The sequence below is a fragment of the Pseudomonas sp. NFACC10-1 genome, from assembly GCF_900119195.1.
Taxonomy (GTDB): domain Bacteria; phylum Pseudomonadota; class Gammaproteobacteria; order Pseudomonadales; family Pseudomonadaceae; genus Aquipseudomonas; species Aquipseudomonas cerasi.
The window spans coordinates 619,010-637,409 of the sequence record NZ_FPJB01000002.1; the positions used below are offsets into that span (position 1 = coordinate 619,010).

Sequence of the window (18,400 nt, forward strand, 5' to 3'; positions counted from 1 at the left end):
TTTGACTATGCGCGTATTTATAACCGGCGCCACAGGCTTTATTGGCACTCACGTCACTTGGGAACTGATCAACGCAGGCCATCAGGTAGTGGGGCTGACACGTTCAGAAGAGGGTGCTCGAGCTCTACTTGCCATGGGAGCCGATCCGCATCGCGGTGATATCGAAGACCTGTCCAGCCTTCAGCGTGGCGTGGAGAAGTGCGACGCGGTGATTCACACGGCGTTTGATCACAACTTCGCGCACTTCGTCGCCAACTGCCAGCACGACGCTCGCGTTATCGACGCATTGGGTTCTGCCCTGGCAGGCTCTGCGCGCCCGCTGGTGATCACCTCCAGCACGGCGATGGGCTCTTCAGCACCCGGGCAGGCCGCAGACGAGGACTACTTCGACCCAGCCCATCCCAACCCTCGCGTCGCATCGGAGCTCGCCGGGCAGGCGCTGTTGCAACGTGGCGTCAACATAGTCGTCATGCGCCTCTCGCAAATTCATAACCCGGTCAAACAGGGCTTGGTCAGCGAAGTCATCAAACAGGCCAAGGAGAAAGGCTGCTCGGCCTATATCGACCAAGGCCTTAATCAGTGGTCCGCAGCGCACCTTGAAGACACGGCGCGCCTGTATCGCCTCGCCCTGGAGAAACATCTGCCGGGGGCTCGTTATCACGCGACTGCCGAATCAGGCATCACCTTCCGCCTGATTGCCGAAACCATCGGAGAACACCTCGGCCTGCCCACGCTGGCCTTGCCCGCCCATGAAGCTGCCGCACACTTTGGCTGGCTGTCGACATTCGCGACCAAGGACATGAGCAGCCTGAGCCACAAGACACGCGAACGCTTGGACTGGCAGCCCAAGGGGCCAGGTTTGATTGAGGATTTGGAAGGTGTTTGAAGGGGTAGTGTCTGCAGGCGGAACAACTCTGCAATTGCAGATGATCATCGTGCCAATACTCTGCGTTGGCATGCAGTTCGTGACGCTCTGCGTCACACATCTACAGTCTGGCAACGCAGCCCAAGGACCCTACAGAATCGCGTGTAATCAGCGAGATTACTGGTGAGTATCCGCATTCTCAGCGGGATAAAACTCACCCTTGCTGCCCATCCTTTCCAGCCGCTCACGAACGAGCGCCTCGACGCTGGCCACTGCAGCCCGGTCGTCAGGGTTGACCAGTTGCAAGTGCAGGCGACTATTGTTCTGATCGTGGGTACCCTCGCTGAGCATGTCGTGTGTGACGACTTGTTCGCCACGCCACAGACATAGCTGAGTATGGGTATCACCAAGCCATATCTCTTTAACTGATCTGAGGTCAGTTTTAGCCAGTTGGTCCACGGTGATCGTCTTTTCCATTGCCTTGTCCATTGTGCTGTACCTTTTCAGTGAGCCGATACAGGTCTGACGAATAGCCGCCGCGGATCGTTCCCGGCGTCGGCTATTCCACCGCGCCAACGGTAATGAGTCGACGCAAGGATCAAGATCGATCAATCGGTAGTTGCACGCGGCAAAGCTTTATTTCTTCAGCCAGCCCTCAACAACATCGGCACCATGCTCCGCTTTCCACTCCTTCAAGACCTTGTGATTTCCACCCTTCGTCTCGATCACTTCACCGGTTTTCGGATGTTTATAAACCTTGAGTTCGCGCGGCTTACGCTTGCCCGCAGGCTTTTCAGCGGTCTGTCCGCGAGCCGAGGTCTGTGGGTCCAGCAGATTGATGATGTGCTTCAGGCTGAAGCCATAGTGCTCAAGCAGCTTGCGCAGCTTGGTTTCGAACTCGATTTCCTTCTTGAGCCCCTGGTCGCCCTTCATCGTCTCCAGTGCCTGGAGTTGCTCGGCGAGGTGCTTTTCCAGCTGGCGGTATTCTGCGAGTTTGGACATGGTGTTTTCCTTATAAACAGGTGTGCGTAGTTATTGAGAGAGATCGCGCCCGTTACAAGTTCAGCCTATTTTCCGCAGGTCGGTTGGCTTTCAATACGTGGGAGTAACGCCATAAACTGGATAATCCGGGATTCCAGTTATTTTCAGAAAATGCGATTTTCCGGGCGCAGGATCATCAGCTTTCGACCAGAGCAGTCATTGAGGTCGCCCAAGCGATCTACCTCATCTCAGGAAGTAGTAGTAGGGAAATAGCGTAGGTATCCAGCGATGTTCGACCCGCTTCCTGCCGTTCTATCCTTCGGATGAATTCGCCCTTCGCTGACTGGAACCTCTTCAAAATCAAATGGACTGACGCCTTCAAGACAGGCCACATTAACTCCGTATTGAGCCGGGTTGGAGCGTCGCTGGTGATGTGTATATATCCCGCATTGTGAGCAAAAATAATGCTTCGCTTGCCGGGTATTGAACTGATAGAGCTTGAGCATCGCCTCGCCAGAAGTGATCTCAATATCCTCCAGGGCTGCTGAAACCGCGATTGCACCGCGCATGCGGCAATAGGAGCAGTTGCAGCGCCGGACGGTCTTGAACCCGTCACTCAGCCGAACTTGAAATCGTACAGCGCCGCAATGGCAGGTGCCTTGTAACGTTCCGTCAGAGGTGTCCATATAAAACAGTGCCTCCATCTATGGGCTGCGCCGCGAACCGATCCCGACAGTGACGCCCGTTAGCGCGGAAGGAAGCATTTCCGCTAAATCCGCATCACTTATCATCATGCCGTGCTCTGTTCATACCAGTGGATATCGAAAATATCATAGGCCTGAACAGGTTCTAAATGTTCACAAGTAAAACAAGTCACCAGACAATCGGCTTATCGTCCCAGGCCCAGAAGGTCCCGCTGTCGGCCGGTCCATGTGCGCCTACCACCTCAATGATGCGATCCGCCGAGAAAGCTGGTTCGAACAGTTGTCCTTCGGGCACGTTCGCCTGGAAGGGCTGAGACAGCTCCGTATCAGTCGTGCCTGGGTGTATTGCCAGGACAGTAGAGGCCGGGTTAAGGCGTTTCAATTCGATACTGGCCGTGTGCAGCAACTGGTTCAGCGCCGCTTTGCTGGCTCTGTAGCTGTACCAGCCACCCAGTCGGTTATCGCCAATAGAACCCACCCTCGCGGAGAGCGCCGCGAAGGTAGAAGGTTGTTTGCGCAGTAGTGGGAGTAGGTGTTTGAGCAGCAGGATCGGAGCAAAGGTGTTTGTCGCGAAACTCGCTTGCAGGCTCGCAAGTGTCAGTTGTGCCAGGCCCTTTTCTGCTTTTGCGCCGTCCTGATGAAGAATGCCTAGCGTACTGATGACGAGGTGCAGATGCTCGCATCCATCAAGCGTCTCGCTCACGAGCGCTTCGAGGGATTGTTCATTGCGCGCGTCGCAGTCGACGCGTTTGATGCGTTGGCCATATTGCTCTGCAAGCGTTGCCAGCTCTGTGGAAGTGCTGGCTTGTCGCGCGACCGCCCATACCTGAGCCACATCATCGCGAGCAAGCAACGCCGCGCACATTGCCAAGCCAATACCTCGGCTGGCTCCGCATATCAGCACGTTGGCCTCGCTGTTCAGTTCGGGTATCAAACTCATAAGGCACCTTGAGGAGCATGGTTGAAGTGTTTTTGACTTCTCTGGGGCAACTATAGCCCTACCGCTTCGCCAACAACCGCGCCAACCCAGCCGTCACCACGACAGCCAGCAAAACGGCAGCTGCGATAGACAGAAGCGCGCCCCATTGCACTATGGAGTACCTGAGGGTCAGGTAGAAACTCACCACCCCCACAGCGCCAATGGCATTGCCGCGGACTATTGCCGCCAGTTCATAACGCCCGCCTTGCACATGGACAAACACGGCAAGCGGCCAGGCGATCACCGGGATCGGCGCCAGCAGCCCACTGACCACCGGCCCGAGCCAGGTAGCGCTTGCGGTAATCGCCAGCAGCAGAAGGGTGGCGGTCAGCATTCGCATCGGGATGACCCAGCGCGGCATTGCAACGTACGACGCTACGTCCGGCGGAGCCTGTTTCGAGGTGGCAACGACGATCAACCCAACCATCAGCAGCGTGACAATAATCGACAGCGCCAGTGAGCCCGACAGGTTCACCACAAAGGCCGTCGCGCCATACACCGCGAGCGCCAGGATGCATCCCACCAACGCTGAAACGCGTCGAGTGACCAAGAAATAAAACAGATAAGTCGCCTGAATTGCCGCCAGCCCGGCCAATGCGCCGGGCACTGCCATCGATGCGAACTGGGTGCCCTGCTCAAGGCTGAGAAACAGCATGACCAGCGCCGAGGTCATCGGCAGGCCGGAAAGCAGCCCTGCCACGCCGGTACCCCAGCGCTTTGCCGCCAATGAAATAGCCAGCATCAGCGCGGGGGTGATGAGTAACTTGAGGTAGAAGGCCGTCATGCAGAAAACTTCACATCCGAAAGTGGGCTGAATGCTAAACCTTTTGGCGGTGGGTAACGATGGATGTCAGCGCTTACTCCATCGCTCGACAGCGCATCCGCCAATCGCCAGAAACAGAAAAGCCCGGCGAACCGGGCTTTCTGAAACCGAGCGGTGCTTATTTAGCGGTTTTCAGCTTGATCACGTCACCAGAAACGGTAGTGGTGTAGCCGTTCAGGACCCAGGCCCAGAACCACTTCTCCTGCACTTGGGTATTGATCAGCGCATCGCCACCCTTGGCCTGAATGGCGCTGTTCTGCGCACGAACGAAACGGTCGTTCTGACGAATCGGGATCAGACCGAACAGCATCAGGCCGGTGGCGCTTGCTTCACTGTGACCGACGACGGTGTATTGGCTGCTGTCGTATTGCGGGGTTTTCATAGGGGTGCCGGTGCAACCCGCCAGAACCAGACCACATACTGCTGCGGCGACAACTTTACTAACTGACTTCAAGGTGAAACTCCATGGGAAAACCCGGATCCACGTCTCGGGCGGCGGTACTTTACTCGCAGGGTTCATGCTTGAGGTAATTTTTTGAAATTGCCTCACAGCGCGCTCACGACCGAGCATCCGCCAACTCCGAGAGTGACTGTTTCCGGTTGTAGCGGGGCGCTCCACCTCCAAGATATTCAGCACGCCTGCAAAAGTATTAACGCAGCAGGCGGAAGGTCTCACGCACATGCTCGGTGAGCGTTTTCGGGTTTTCCATGGCCGCGAAGTGGCCGCCGTGCTCGGCTTCCGCGAAGAACCGCAGGTCGTCAAAACGCGCCTGCGCCCAGCGCCGTGACAGGCGCAGCAGCTCGCCCGGGAACATGCTTACGCCGGCAGGGATCGGCATCGCGGGGGCAGGGCCTTGCTGTTGCATTTCGCGCATACCTTCCCAATAGAAACGCACCGAGCTGGGGCCGGCATTGGGCAGCCAGTACAGCATGATGTCGTCGATCAGCGCATCGAGCTCGATTACCCGCTCAGGCTCGCCGCCGCTGTCGGAGGCATCCTGAAACAGTGCATACACCCACGCCGCCAGGCCAACGGGCGAATCCGCCAGGGCGAATACTACTGACTGCGGCCGGGTGCTGTGCACTTTCATGTAACCGGAAAGCTCTCGGTCGTAGCGCTGCGCGTCGGCCAACATGCGCTGTTCTTCAGGCGTGGCCTGGGCGATTTCCGCCTCGGTGGGTTGGTACATGACCATGTTCAGGTGAATGCCGATCAGGCCAGGCGGGCGCATGTGCCCAAGGGCGGTGGTCACGGCCGCCCCCCAATCCCCACCCTGAGCGGCCCAGCGCTGGCCATAGCCCAAACGGTCCATCAACTGTGCCCAGGCCGCCGCCGTTTTGCCCACGCCCCAGCCTGTAGAACGCGGCTTATCACTGAAACCAAAGCCCGGTAGCGCCGGGATCACCAAATGGAACGCATCGCTGGCCTGCCCACCGTGGGCGACGGGGTCGGTGAGTGGCCCGATCATCTTCCTGAACTCAAGAATCGAGCCCGGCCAACCGTGGGTCATCAGCAAGGGCAAGGCGTCAGGATGAGGCGAGCGGATGTGCAGAAAGTGAATACCAAGGCCGTCGATCTCGACTCGGCTGCTGTTCCAGTGGTTGAGCTGGGCTTCGGTGGCCCGCCAGTCATAGCCATTGCGCCAGCGCTCGACCAACGCACGCAGACGCTCGAGCCGTGGTCCCTGACTGTTGTCGGACACGGTTTCGGGGTCAGGCCAGCGGGTTTGCGCAAGGCGCTGAGCCAGATCGTCGAGTTGCGCCTGGGGGACTTGAAGAGGAAAAGGCTCGATAAGGTAGGTCATTGGTTGCTCCCTTGCACATGGGTACGGGCCAGCGTGTCACGCACGGACGCCCATTCACGTTGGCCATAGCGGTCGTTATCCAGATTGAGCAGCTTGCCGCGCCCGCTCATCATGTCGCGCAGGTATTGCATGCCCTGCCAGGCCGGGAACGGCTTGTCACTGGCCGGCGTGAGCGCGCGCACCACGCCGATGAGGGTGGACAGCGTGCCGATATTGCCGGGGCGCAGGGTGCGGTAACGCTGCCCGGTCAGTTCGGTGAGGAGGCTGGCGATCTGCGCAGGCGACAGACTGTTACCAGCAATGCGCAGAAAGCGCGGCGTGTGAGAATCCAGCGCGGCATCGGCGGTGAAGGCGGCTACGTCGTCCTTGGCCGTGAAGTCCAGCGACTGTTGTGCATCACCGAAATGCAGCACCCACCGTCCGGGCAGCACGATAGGTGCGTCGCCTTCGAGCAGTTCCAGAAAGCCACCGTTAAGGATCGAGGTCACGCTGATGTCGGCCGCATCAAGCTGAGTGACGAAGCGCCGGCGAAGGTCCAGGTTGCGGTTATCACCAGGCCGGGTACGGGTGTAGTCGAGCGAATAATCCGAGGGAATGAACCTGGGCACGCCAGCCGCCACCGCAGCCTCCAACAGCCTGCCCTGCTGCTCGATGATCACCTCTTCCAGGCCGTTGAGCGTAGACACCACACAACACGAGCCGGCAATAGCACGGCGCAGGCCCTGGGCGTCATCCAGTGAAACAGGCGTGATCGTCGTGCTGCTGTTGCGCAGGCCATTCAGCCGGGCTGGTTCAGTGCCCGGCCGAACCAGCGCTATGACATGGGCACCGCGCTCTGCCAAGGCCCGCACGACGCGGTGGCCCAGATCTCCCGTAGCGCCAGCAACCACAATGGGTAAAGCAGTCACGTCATTCACAAGCGCTTCCTTGGTCGTTATGAATAGGTAGAAACGGCGTTCACCTGCTTCCATTTAACTGAACGTTACCGTTTAGTTGACGAACAAACAAGCGGGCTGTAAGTTGCCGGCCATGACAGCGATCAAGACCAAATCCAAAGGCGGCAGGCCCAGGCAAGACCAGGCGGGCGAGGCCGAGCGTCGATTGCTGGATGCCGCCCTGCAACGCTTTCTGGCCTGCGGTTTCGAAGGTACCTCATGCGAAGACATCGCCCGCGCCGCAGGTGCAAGCAAAGCCACCCTCTATGCCCGTTACGCCAACAAGGAAGCGCTGTTCGAAGCCGTGGTGCGACGCCACGTAGCGACCTTGCTGGGGCCCGCCGAAACAACTCCCGCGCTCCCACTCGAAGGCCGCCTGCGGCACGTGGGCCACGGCATCCTCGAACATGCATTGCAAGCCGATACCCTGGCCATGATGCGCCTGGTGATCGCCACCTCTAACCGCACCCCGCTGCTGGCGGCTGAAGTGAATCGAATCGGGTGGGAAGGCGGTTTCATCAGAGTACGTTCGGCGATTTTGGCAGGCCCGGACCAGCCCACGGCCCCTGATGCACTGGCCCGTCAATTCATCGATCTTGTGTTTGCTCCCCATCAGCTTAAAGCGCTGCTGGGGGAGGATCGGGGGGTGTTGATTCAGGGTATTCCGGAGCGGGTGGAGTGGGGGTTGAGGATGGTTGGAGGTGCCGGGTTGTTGGGGTGAGGTGTTGGGTTTTAAATGTTTGTGAGGCAATGGGCCTGGACCGTACAGTCCTCGTAGAGCATTTGCTGGCGATCCGCTAACGCGTGATTCTCGGCAGTGTCATATAGATCAGCCTAATAAAGCTGTATGGCGCACTGCACGGTCAGGACCAAGCAGATTTTGGCAGTAAACGACACCCTTACGAACCAGCCAGGCGTCATTTGAACTGAAGGCTGCAAGGCCTTATTTCATTGGGCTTATCGGCTTTCAGTTTTTGCAGGCATACACACAGGCATACACAGTTAGCGCTGCTGGACGCCCTAACGGGCGATTTCTTGAGTTCTGGCCTACGTCCGATTGGTGGTGCTTGGATCGCCTTCAGGTGGCAGAGACTTTTTCTCCTTTGCCTGGAGCTTCGGCTTGAGTAATACCTTCCTCATCACGCGGTTTGAGGAATTGTCGACTTTGTAAACCATGTCTTTGACTTGAATGAAGGAGGCCTTCGTGTCAGCCACGATCAATCGTCCAGTAAGTGTTTCCTTCTGTTCCGTAACGATGGTGTGCTCTCTCGTCATCCCTAAAGGAGCCTTTACGTTGGTCTCGGCCTCGTAGGTTTCCCCGGCTCTTTCTACGCCGTTCCGAACAGCTACAGCTGGAGCAAGAAAAACCAGTAGAAGCGCTACTCCCACAAGCGCGCCGCCCTGAAACATGTCTCGTATGGATCTGGCGCCGTGCATTGCAAGGAAAAGGGCTGTTGCGGCTGCGCCTATGATTACAAATACGCCGCCTGGTATGAATGATCCGAAAACAGGAAATCGATCTACAGCGCTCATTAGCCCGGAAAAAAGGTAGCTGTACCCATAAACCAGAAGAGTGGGAGTACCTAGCTCCAGCTCGCTTGTTCGAATACCGAACTGCTCGTAATACGCAGCAAGCTCCAAGTAACCCCACACAATCATAGCGGCCTGCATAACCACGATGAAGAACGTTGCAAATTTGAACGTCAGGTCCGCATCGAAACGCTTCGCCTGCCCAGCAGTGGTGTCACGTTGGTCAGGCTTCGGCGTGATCGGCGGCGAGTGTGAGATGCTAATCGGCGTAGTGATCTCAACTTGAACAGCTCTGTTTCGTCTGCAAAACATGTGTCATCCTTGATGGGCAAATAGCCTGCGACGATAGCGGAGATAGGGAGGCTAGGCTATCCCTGGTGTTGGGTTACAGTACGGGGAAACACCTCCGGGATTTGGTAGCCGCTGATCGATTGACAGTTGGCAGCACCATATCAGTCGCTGAAGGAATGAATATTTTTGTTCACCACCCGTTTGGGTGAGTTCACCGAGTTCACCAGTTCACTAAGCTGTGAAAACGTCGGCTACTCGAGATGCGCGGGTTCCCTGCCCCGTATGATGTAAAAGACCTCAGGGACCCCGCCCCTGAGACGATGCTCTCGCTGGTGGATCCACCTTAGGGGGGACGGGGGCGATAGCTGTCAAATGCCGTGTAACTAGTGTTGCACATGTAACAAATCTTAGTAACTCATTGAGTTTCAAGTATAAATATATCGTAACACCGACCTGAAAGCTTCCGAGTTAGGGATGTAACAACGAGCAAATGTGTAACGTCGCCTTCGTCTATGCTGGCTGCTCTTGACCGCCGTGGGCCCAAGGAAGCCGTTCGCCTAGTCGTTCATCAAATAAATTGACATATAGCTGGGCTCGACTTCATTTTCTGCGCACCACAAATCAAAACGTTCAATCTCAGATGCAACGAACCCGGTCTCATCTTTGTTAGTGATCACATACGTTTGTGGATGTATAGGCCTGATGTATCCACCATCACGCATAAACTCTCGAGTTGAAATCAATGCATCGGCGACTTGCTCGATAGTCACACCGTGATTCCGAATTAAATACTCCCTCATATCATTATCTAGGAGTAAATATCCACCTTGCACTGCCATTATATTTATTGAGGCTATTTCAGCTTTGCCTATCCTCGAGGGCGACCACAAATTGTCATCGTCTCGCACCATGTGTTTCTCCTTAAACTCTTGTGTTCTATAAGCCCAACCCGCGCCGCCTTCGATCTCTTTGGCTTCCGCAATCAACAGTGGCTGAACACTATCCATATGCAGCCCATCACCCCAAGGCATTTTGACGTTGAAATACTCGCCAATTTTTGACCAAATCAACTCTAAAATTAGCTTTGCTGAGTTGTGCCTCGTAGAAAATACGGAAATCCACTCATTTTTATTCTGTACAAGTAAAAATGGAATACCGCTACCTTTGACCAAACAAAAGTTATTAGACGTAACAAGAGTTGGAATGCTTGGTACTCCCCAGCCATGTCCGCTTTTCCAAGCCTCTTCAAGAATATCTGAAAATGCAGTCCTAAGACCATTCTCAGTCTTATATCCTTCGTAGCCATGAATTATTGTTATTGGCGACAATGACTCTTGCACAAGAGTGTAAAATAGTATGCCATCAGATTTAGATAAGTTATGTATATCAAGGTATTCCTCAGGCGCCACTTTACCAGTCAACTGAGAGAAACGTCGGCGCGCATTAGAAATATCTGGTCTGTACCCTTCGTTGATCAATCTCTCCTCAAAATTGTCAGCAAATTTTCTTCTGATTTTTGCTAAATGATGCATAGCATCAGCGTATTCGACCTTTCTTAGATTTTTCTTAACTTCAAATATACAAAGTATACTATTGATATCATACTTGTACTGCTGCGTAAGCCCATATCTCTCTCCATCGCCATGCACCAACATACAATCTATTTGCTCATCCAGCATTTCGCCTCCGACAGAGATGAAACCCGAAACGACTCGTAGATCTAAGTGTTTAGGAATGGCGAAATCTTGGTATATACCTTGCTTTGTAATCTCCTCATAGGCACTTCCAAGGGTCGGCATATGAGACATATTAAATCCATCGAGCTTTCTTTTTTCGGCTTCGATAAATTCTCCAAGAAGCTCCGATGCCTTGCGAATCATATAACCTCCATTGGCAATTCTTGATTAATACACACTGAAGCAGTTTATCATCTAAGTGCATATAACGGCGATAAGAAACCTCAATTTTAAGGCTATTCGAGTACTAATACCCACTGTTTTCGGATCGTAAATTAAAAATAACTGTGGGGCCAAGTATGACTAAATCGGATCGAAAAATTATTCTATGGGAGGGACTCATACGACTGGGAAGGCTTTAAGAAGTTCGGCATCTAGAGTATCTGCAAAGCTCTTTACCAAATCAGCAACCCGCTTCACGTCGGACGATGAAACATTGACAGGATAACCCTCTTTATTACGCCCACCTCGGTGTACTATATCATGACGAATTACTATTTCAGGCATGAAAGGAGCAATGTCAGGAAACTTTATCCCTAGGGTTTTCTCCAGTAGTGGCTTAGTTTTATCTAAGCGATGCCAAATGAATGTTTGTAAATACTCAATAACTTTTTTCTCTAACCCTTCCATTGCGGTGAAGATATCCGAAAGCTTCAGCTTCTCCCCTGCAAAGTCTTCATTACCCTTAACAAAAGAGCGCAATACTTCATCATTCTGAGTGACCCAGAAGGCTGTTGTGTCCCATAGATAAGCCTCTAAGGCCGTGATTGTCGCGCTATGCAATAGCTGTATTACAAAATCTTGAGCAGTCGCAGGCCCTGTCAGCGTCTCTTCAATTTTATTCAAGCGCTCAATTAGCATTTTCAGTGGGTCAGTGCGATTGTCAGGAAGCAACGAATAAATGTCATCGTACCCCCAATCTCCGTGATTGACTCCTGCCCATTCATCTCCACACTCCTGAACTAGCTCATTGATCAACTCTTCCATCACCTCGTATGTTACGACGTCTGAAAAACGCTCTTGGATCTCATCGCTTGGATCATAGGGGCCACCGCAAATAAAATGATAACCTCCCTGCCGACCATCGTAAGGTGTTGAATTTGCGGGATTTTCAAACCGTTCATAAAACCAATGCCGCATTGCTTCAATCTGGAGGGCTTTAGGGGCTTTTTGAAGCCACTGATCATCAGGGTCGAATTCTCGAGCATCCTGGTTACCTGCTTCGGGTGGTAGCTCTGGACGATCATCGAAGTCCCATTGGTCCATAACGTAATCTCCGTGTTAGCTCGTATAAACTGGGCGAATCGTGATGAAGGCCCTAAAAGCAATCTAGCGGATGTTTAGCTCAATTGCCTCCCCGACCTTTGTAAATCCGTCAAAATACGCGTACCTAGCCGACGCCGCTCGCCATGAAAAATCTAAATGGGTAGTTAGCGCTCACTTGCGAGATCGCATCCGATCTTTACGTTGCTGCACGCGGACAAAAAGCAAGAGCCAATGCGACCCCACCTCCAGCCCTCCGAAGCTAACTCGTGATTCTCTATCAGCTTTAACGAACGCAAAAGGTTAGCCGCCACGGTAGGTTTCCCGTAGTTTTTACGCATGTATGCACTAGGATCTGGCTTCGCACAAAAAAGCTTTTGACCAATGGCTCTCTTACTCCCCAACGACTACGCTGGAACTGTGCCCACAGCAAGTCCAGGATAGCTTCTATGAGAGATCTTCGATTCAGTCGTACCTTTACTCTGCTGCAGCAAGAGGGACACCTAGCTAGAACATCGTTACTCGCCGGGATTGATCTGCTCTTGAGGGCAAATCTCGATGATAGAAAAATAGGTAATTTCTATTCCGCATTCTTTCAGCTCACAATTGGGATAGAAAGGATCCTAAAACTTGTAGTTATTACTCACCACATGCTCGAAAACGACTATAAGCCTCCGACGGACGAGGAGCTACGAAAGAAGTATGGGCATAACATTAAAGCAACTTATTTGCATGCACTGTCCATACATAATAAATGGGGGGATGAAAAGGTAGCTGCGCCAATCTCTGGCAGTGCTGAAGATGAAATTCTTGATTTTCTAGAGAAATTTGCCAATAAGGCTCGTTACTACAATCTGCGTGAACTTAATAACAACACATCAGATCGTGGGCCGCTCGGAGACTGGTACGCTATCTGCGAGAAGGTTGCAGGCACTGACATAGGGTATGTGAAACTCAACAAAGACGCAGAGCGAGTCATGTATCAGCTGGATCAAGTAGGGTTGGTTGGTTACTCTACTAGATTTGCTTTCGACGGCCATCCCATGACGCTGTTCGACGATTATTGGAGCATGCATGTCATCCAGAAGACCGCTCCACATTTGGTATGGAAGATCCTCCAGTTTATCAAGCCACTGTATAATACCCTCAACTATATCGCTCACGAGGCGGCAGATTTTGAGAGTACAAAAAATTTCAAATTACCCGTTATTCCGCACCTATACGAATTCTTCGTCTTTGCGCTTGCAACGAAGGCTGACGCAATGCGTAGAAAATCATGGGCTCGAATTTTCCTTTATTAGCTTGGCTGATCTGAGAGCACACGAATGATGCGCGGATCGCACATGCTGATCTCACCAACCATTAGGGGGCTGTCGGAATGCTCACGGATGGTGGATGCCGACATATCTTGAGAATTGCTAAACCCAAAAACAAAAAAGCCCGCACAAGGCGGGCTTCGGGCATTTCATAGACTGTCCAAAACTCAAGACACATCCAGACTGCAAAATATGGCGCACCAGGCGGGATTCGAACCCACGACCCCTGCCTTCGGAGGGCAGTACTCTATCCAGCTGAGCTACTGGTGCGACGCGGGCGCCATGATACTCACATGGGTACGGGGCGTCCAGTTGCGGGCGGTGTGCGACACAAATCACCCAGCGCGCCCCGCGACAGCCTTTCATCAGCCCACACCCATTACCGCCCGCAAAGGATCAGACCTGCGCTTTCGGCACGGCTGCGTGGTGGTGCATGATGCTCCCCATACCACTCCGTCAGTTCGTTCTCACCGAGGGCCTCTTATCAATCAGTTCAAAAGCATCGAGCGCAGCCCGTGCCGCGTTCTTATTACCGGGGCCAGTATCGCGGGGTGTGCCGCGGCCTGGTGGCTGACGCAGCGCGATTGCGATGTCACGGTTGTCGAGCAGGCGCCTGCCTTTCGTGATGGCGGGCAGAATGTGGATGTGCGGGGCGCGGCTCGGGAGGTCTTGCGCCTGATGGGGCTTGAGCAGGCGGTGAAGGGTCTCAACACCGGCGAGACAGGGCTTGCGTGGGTCGATGAGGACAACCGCACGGCGGCGCGCATCGATCTGGCCGGTCTGGAGGGCGATGGTCCGACGGCTGAGCTTGAGGTGTTGCGCGGTGACCTTTCGCGTCTGCTGTATGAGGCGTCGTCTGCTGATGCGTTCTATCGCTTTGGTGACCGCATCGTCTCGGTCGAGCACGATGCGGAGGGCGTGTTGGTCGCGTTCGAGGGCGGTGGCGAGGAGCGTTTTGATCTGTTGATCATTGCTGAAGGTGTCGGCTCGCGCACGCGGGAGCTGGTGTTCCCCGGCGAGAACCAGCCGCGCCGGATGGACTTGGCCAGCGCGTTCTTTACCGTGCCTCGGGCACCGACCGATAGCCAGACCGCGCGCTGGTATAACGCGGTGGGCGGTCGCAGTGCGGGTGTTCGTCCGGACAATCGCGGTACGACGCGTGCGTTCTTTAATGTGCAGGGCCGAAGCCACCTGACGGTCGGTAACAGTGTTGCCGAGCAGAAGGCGTTTCTTCGCGCGTCGTTTGCAGGCGCGGGCTGGGAGGTGCCTCGTCTGCTGGAGGGGATGGAGGCTGCGGAGGATTTCTGGTTCGATGACTTGCGTCAGGTGAAGATCGATCGCTGGTCGAATGGCCCGGTGGTACTGCTGGGCGATGCGGCGTGGTGTGTCACGCCACTGGGTGGGGTCGGTGCTTCGCTGGCGCTGATTGGCGCGTATGTGCTGGCGGGCGAACTCACCAGAACCGACACCATTGCAGGGGCCCTTGCTGCGTACGAATATGTCCTGCGGCCTGTGGTGAAAAAGTCACAGAATGTGCCGAAGCTTGTGCCGCGTCTGGTTCATCCTCGCAGTCGCACGGGGGTGAAGGTCCTTCGCGCCGTGCAGCGTTTGGTCGCAACACCCTTCATCAGCAAGCGTGCTGCCAAGGCGCTGACCCCGGCGATTCAGTCCTTCACGCTTCCGGATTATCGATAGCGCTACAGGCGTGCTTTAAAAGCTGCGCCGGGCCCTGCGGTGGTCATGGCGCTGTCGAACTCGATCAGCCACGGGCCGGCCAGGACGATGATCGGGTCGTTCGGCAATGCCTTGAGGTTGATCGTGACCTTCGCCGGTTGCTCAGTAGTCGCTCACGGCTTTTATGCGCTGCCTGATCACACTGCGGCTGCCTTGCGTTCAGGTTCGGCGCTGATCAGAAAACTACACACCTCCGTACTCCCGTTCTTTTTTTCGAACGGGCTATTGTCCTTTCCCCCCGCAATGCCTAGGATTCGTTTGAGATTTCAAACGCTCTTGTTCGGTCTTCCTGCCTTCATGCGTTGCGCAGCGCTGGAACCCGATGGAATGTTTTCCTGACGATGGCTTCCAAATGGGGTGCATCGATATCAATTGTTCGCGTCGCCTCTCGGGCGATGCTGTTTAGGAGGCCGACATGCAGCTCAAAGATTCCACACTGTTCCGCCAGCAAGCCTACATCAATGGCCAGTGGCTGGACGCGGACGGTGGTCAGTCGATCAAGGTCAACAACCCTGCCAACAACGAGATCCTCGGCACTGTGCCCAAAATGGGCGCAGCCGAGACGCGTCGGGCGATTGAGGCGGCTGACAAGGCGCTGCCGGCCTGGCGTGCGCTGACTGCCAAGGAGCGTGGCAGCAAGCTGCGCCGCTGGTTCGAGCTGATGATCGAGAACCAGGACGATCTGGGTCTGCTGATGACTCTGGAGCAGGGCAAGCCACTGGCTGAAGCCAAGGGCGAGATCACCTACGCCGCGTCGTTCATCGAGTGGTTCGCCGAAGAAGCCAAGCGCGTCTATGGCGATGTGATCCCCGGTCACCAGCCGGACAAGCGTCTGATCGTGCTCAAGCAGCCGATTGGCGTGACGGCGGCGATCACCCCGTGGAACTTCCCGGCAGCGATGATCACCCGTAAGGCCGGTCCGGCACTGGCGGCGGGCTGCACCATGGTGCTCAAGCCTGCGTCGCAAACGCCGTTCTCGGCACTGGCCCTGGCTGAACTGGCCGAGCGTGCGGGTATCCCGTCGGGCGTATTCAGCGTGGTGACCGGCAGCGCAGGCGATATCGGTGCCGAGCTGACCGGCAACCCGATCGTGCGCAAATTGTCCTTCACCGGCTCGACCGACATTGGTCGCCAGCTGATGGCCGAGTGCGCCAAGGACATCAAGAAGGTTTCCCTGGAACTGGGCGGTAACGCGCCTTTCATCGTGTTCGACGATGCCGACCTCGATAAGGCGGTCGAAGGCGCGATGATCTCCAAGTACCGCAACAACGGCCAGACCTGCGTGTGCGCCAACCGCATCTACGTGCAGGACGCGGTGTATGACGCATTCGCCGAGAAGCTCAAGGCGGCGGTCGGCAAGCTGAAGATCGGTAACGGCCTGGAAGAAGGCGTCACCACCGGCCCGTTGATCGACGACAAGGCGGTGGCCAAGGTCAAGGAACATATCGCCGACGCCGTCAGCAAGGGCGCAACCGTGCTGACCGGTGGCAACAGCCTGGAAGGCTCGTTCTTCGAACCGACCATTCTGGTCAACGTGTCGAAAGATGCCGCCGTGGCCCGGGAAGAAACCTTTGGTCCGCTGGCCCCGCTGTTCCGCTTCAAGGACGAGGCTGAAGTGATCGCGATGGCCAACGACACCGAGTTCGGTCTGGCGTCGTACTTCTACGCGCAGAACATGAGCCGCGTGTTCCGTGTTGCCGAGGCGCTGGAATATGGCATGGTGGGTATCAATACCGGCCTGATCTCCAACGAATTGGCGCCGTTCGGCGGTATCAAGTCGTCCGGCCTGGGCCGTGAAGGCTCCAAGTACGGCATCGAAGATTATCTGGAGATCAAATACCTCTGCCTGTCGGTCTGACCGACGCTCGGGTATTGCAGCCGATGGCGCGCGAGAGCGACGTGTCATCGGCTTTTGTTGCACCGCAGTTTCCTGGTGGCCTGAAGGCTGCAGCAGTCGATCATCGTATGCTGCCGCAGTTGATCCGGTCCGCTTGATCCTTGACCCACGCCGACCGATGAGCGGCGAATGAGGAATACATGAGCAAGACTAACGAATCCCTGATGCAACGCCGCCATGCAGCCGTCCCGCGTGGCGTTGGTCAGATCCACCCGATCTTCGCTGCTTCGGCGAAGAACGCGACCGTTACCGACGTGGAAGGTCGTGAGTTCATCGACTTCGCGGGCGGTATTGCTGTTCTGAATACCGGCCACCTGCACCCGAAGATCATCGCCGCCGTGCAAGAGCAGCTGACCAAGCTGAGCCATACCTGCTTCCAGGTGCTGGCCTACGAGCCTTACGTCGAGCTGTGCGAGAAGATCAACGCCAAAGTGCCGGGTGATTTCGACAAGAAAACCCTGCTGGTGACCACCGGTTCCGAAGCGGTGGAAAACGCCGTGAAGATCGCCCGTGCTGCGACCGGGCGTGCGGGCGTTATCGCCTTCACCGGCGCTTACCACGGCCGCACCATGATGACCCTGGGTCTGACCGGCAAAGTCGTGCCTTACTCGGCCGGCATGGGCCTGATGCCGGGCGGTATCTTCCGCGCGCTGTACCCTTGCGAGCTGCATGGTGTGAGCGTTGACGATTCCATCGCCAGTATCGAGCGCATCTTCAAGAACGACGCCGAGCCCAAGGACATCGCTGCAATCATCATTGAGCCGGTTCAGGGCGAAGGTGGTTTCTACGTGGCGCCGAAGGCCTTCATGCTGCGTCTGCGCGAGCTGTGCGACAAGCACGGCATTCTGCTGATCGCTGACGAAGTGCAGACCGGCGCGGGTCGTACCGGCACGTTCTTCGCGATGGAGCAGATGGGCGTTGCGGCTGACCTGACTACTTTCGCCAAGTCCATCGCAGGCGGCTTCCCGCTGGCGGGCGTGTGCGGCAAGGCTGAGTACATGGACGCCATCGCACCCGGCGGTCTGGGCGGCACCTATGCCGGTAGCCCGGTGGCCTGTGCCGCGGCGCTGGCGGTGCTGGACATCTTCGAAGAAGAGCACCTGCTGGAGCGCTGCAAGGCGGTTGGCGAGCAGTTGGTGACCTCGCTCAAGGCGATGCAGGCCAAGTACCCGGTTATCGGTGAAGTGCGTGCGCTGGGTGCGATGATCGCTGTCGAGCTGTTCGAAGACGGCGATTCGCACAAGCCTAACGCCGCTGCCGTGGCTCAGGTGGTTGCCAAGGCGCGTGACAAGGGTCTGATTCTGCTGTCCTGCGGTACTTACGGCAACGTGTTGCGCGTGCTGGTGCCGTTGACCGCCGAAGACGAATTGCTGAACCGCGGCCTGGCCATTCTCGACGAATGCTTTGCTGAAATCGCGTAAAAAGTGTGAAGTCATGAATTGATTAATTTATGACCAAACAGACAAAAAAAACCCGTTTCGACGGGTTTTTTTTGCGTTTGAGCAGGGTATTTCGCTGTTTTGGGTATATCCGGACGTTTG

General features: G+C 55.6%; 17 protein-coding genes, 1 tRNA gene and 1 pseudogene. 7 read left to right on the forward strand and 12 right to left on the reverse strand.

The genetic code is table 11. The annotated features are described in order from the left end of the window. The first annotated feature begins 7 nt into the window (after nt 1-7). Complete coding sequence (locus tag BT119_RS07480; protein ID WP_072365237.1) at nt 8-886, forward strand: SDR family oxidoreductase; 879 nt, start codon at nt 8-10, stop codon at nt 884-886. A 156-nt stretch (nt 887-1,042) separates the two neighbouring features. Here BT119_RS07480 and BT119_RS07485 read toward each other — a convergent pair whose 3' ends face one another. The 8 genes from BT119_RS07485 to BT119_RS07520 all read right to left on the reverse strand — a co-directional run bounded on the left by BT119_RS07485 (nt 1,043) and on the right by BT119_RS07520 (nt 7,074). Next, a complete protein-coding gene (locus BT119_RS07485; protein ID WP_002555839.1) occupies nt 1,043-1,342 on the reverse strand; it encodes a hypothetical protein in 300 nt (99 codons plus the stop codon). Between the two features lie 159 nt (nt 1,343-1,501). Beyond that, a complete protein-coding gene (locus BT119_RS07490) occupies nt 1,502-1,867 on the reverse strand; it encodes a histone-like nucleoid-structuring protein, MvaT/MvaU family (protein WP_003435103.1) in 366 nt (121 codons plus the stop codon). Between the two features lie 227 nt (nt 1,868-2,094). Further along, entirely contained in the window at nt 2,095-2,532 is a 438-nt protein-coding gene (locus BT119_RS07495; protein ID WP_072365239.1) for a GFA family protein, read from the reverse strand. A 187-nt stretch (nt 2,533-2,719) separates the two neighbouring features. Next, complete coding sequence (locus BT119_RS07500) at nt 2,720-3,490, reverse strand: SDR family NAD(P)-dependent oxidoreductase (protein ID WP_072365241.1); 771 nt, start codon at nt 3,488-3,490, stop codon at nt 2,720-2,722. Between the two features lie 58 nt (nt 3,491-3,548). Next, on the reverse strand, nt 3,549-4,313 hold the full coding sequence (locus tag BT119_RS07505) for a hypothetical protein (RefSeq protein ID WP_072365243.1): 765 nt from the start codon (nt 4,311-4,313) through the stop codon (nt 3,549-3,551). A 157-nt stretch (nt 4,314-4,470) separates the two neighbouring features. Then, nucleotides 4,471-4,806, reverse strand: a complete 336-nt coding sequence (locus tag BT119_RS07510; protein WP_016566852.1) for a hypothetical protein — start codon at nt 4,804-4,806, stop codon at nt 4,471-4,473. Nucleotides 4,807-5,002: 196 nt separating this feature from the next. Next, on the reverse strand, nt 5,003-6,157 hold the full coding sequence (locus BT119_RS07515; protein ID WP_072365248.1) for an epoxide hydrolase family protein: 1,155 nt from the start codon (nt 6,155-6,157) through the stop codon (nt 5,003-5,005). Further along, nucleotides 6,154-7,074 (reverse strand): NmrA family NAD(P)-binding protein, encoded by a 921-nt coding sequence (locus tag BT119_RS07520; protein ID WP_054082322.1) that lies wholly within the window; start codon nt 7,072-7,074, stop codon nt 6,154-6,156. The genes BT119_RS07515 and BT119_RS07520 overlap by 4 nt, the downstream gene beginning before the upstream one ends. A gap of 112 nt (nt 7,075-7,186) precedes the next feature. Here BT119_RS07520 and BT119_RS07525 point away from each other — a divergent pair, with 112 nt between their 5' ends. After that, nucleotides 7,187-7,813 (forward strand): TetR/AcrR family transcriptional regulator, encoded by a 627-nt coding sequence (locus tag BT119_RS07525; protein ID WP_054082321.1) that lies wholly within the window; start codon nt 7,187-7,189, stop codon nt 7,811-7,813. A gap of 326 nt (nt 7,814-8,139) precedes the next feature. On the opposite strand, the gene BT119_RS27450 is transcribed toward BT119_RS07525, so the two are convergent. From BT119_RS27450 to BT119_RS07540, 3 genes are all read right to left on the reverse strand, one after another. Next, entirely contained in the window at nt 8,140-8,934 is a 795-nt protein-coding gene (locus BT119_RS27450) for a hypothetical protein (protein ID WP_230082025.1), read from the reverse strand. Nucleotides 8,935-9,470: 536 nt separating this feature from the next. Further along, on the reverse strand, nt 9,471-10,793 hold the full coding sequence (locus BT119_RS07535; protein WP_054082320.1) for a DUF6602 domain-containing protein: 1,323 nt from the start codon (nt 10,791-10,793) through the stop codon (nt 9,471-9,473). A gap of 195 nt (nt 10,794-10,988) precedes the next feature. Beyond that, on the reverse strand, nt 10,989-11,915 hold the full coding sequence (locus BT119_RS07540) for a hypothetical protein (RefSeq protein ID WP_054082319.1): 927 nt from the start codon (nt 11,913-11,915) through the stop codon (nt 10,989-10,991). Between the two features lie 446 nt (nt 11,916-12,361). Between BT119_RS07540 and BT119_RS07545 the strand changes: the two genes are divergently transcribed. Beyond that, nucleotides 12,362-13,213 (forward strand): hypothetical protein, encoded by an 852-nt coding sequence (locus tag BT119_RS07545; protein WP_054082318.1) that lies wholly within the window; start codon nt 12,362-12,364, stop codon nt 13,211-13,213. 208 nt (nt 13,214-13,421) lie between these two features. Here BT119_RS07545 and BT119_RS07550 read toward each other — a convergent pair. Then, nucleotides 13,422-13,498: transfer RNA gene (locus BT119_RS07550), tRNA-Arg, on the reverse strand. A 156-nt stretch (nt 13,499-13,654) separates the two neighbouring features. Between BT119_RS07550 and BT119_RS07555 the strand changes: the two genes are divergently transcribed. From BT119_RS07555 to gabT, 4 genes and pseudogenes are all read left to right on the forward strand, one after another. After that, nucleotides 13,655-14,923: an FAD-dependent monooxygenase gene (locus BT119_RS07555; protein ID WP_175550561.1), complete on the forward strand. Its 1,269-nt coding sequence runs from the start codon at nt 13,655-13,657 to the stop codon at nt 14,921-14,923. 45 nt (nt 14,924-14,968) lie between these two features. Further along, nucleotides 14,969-15,049: pseudogene (locus BT119_RS26665) on the forward strand (LysE family translocator); the annotation flags it as partial. Between the two features lie 328 nt (nt 15,050-15,377). After that, complete coding sequence (gabD, locus tag BT119_RS07560; protein ID WP_072365252.1) at nt 15,378-16,820, forward strand: NADP-dependent succinate-semialdehyde dehydrogenase; 1,443 nt, start codon at nt 15,378-15,380, stop codon at nt 16,818-16,820. A gap of 179 nt (nt 16,821-16,999) precedes the next feature. Further along, complete coding sequence (gabT, locus tag BT119_RS07565; protein ID WP_054082315.1) at nt 17,000-18,280, forward strand: 4-aminobutyrate--2-oxoglutarate transaminase; 1,281 nt, start codon at nt 17,000-17,002, stop codon at nt 18,278-18,280. Nucleotides 18,281-18,400: the final 120 nt, after the last annotated feature.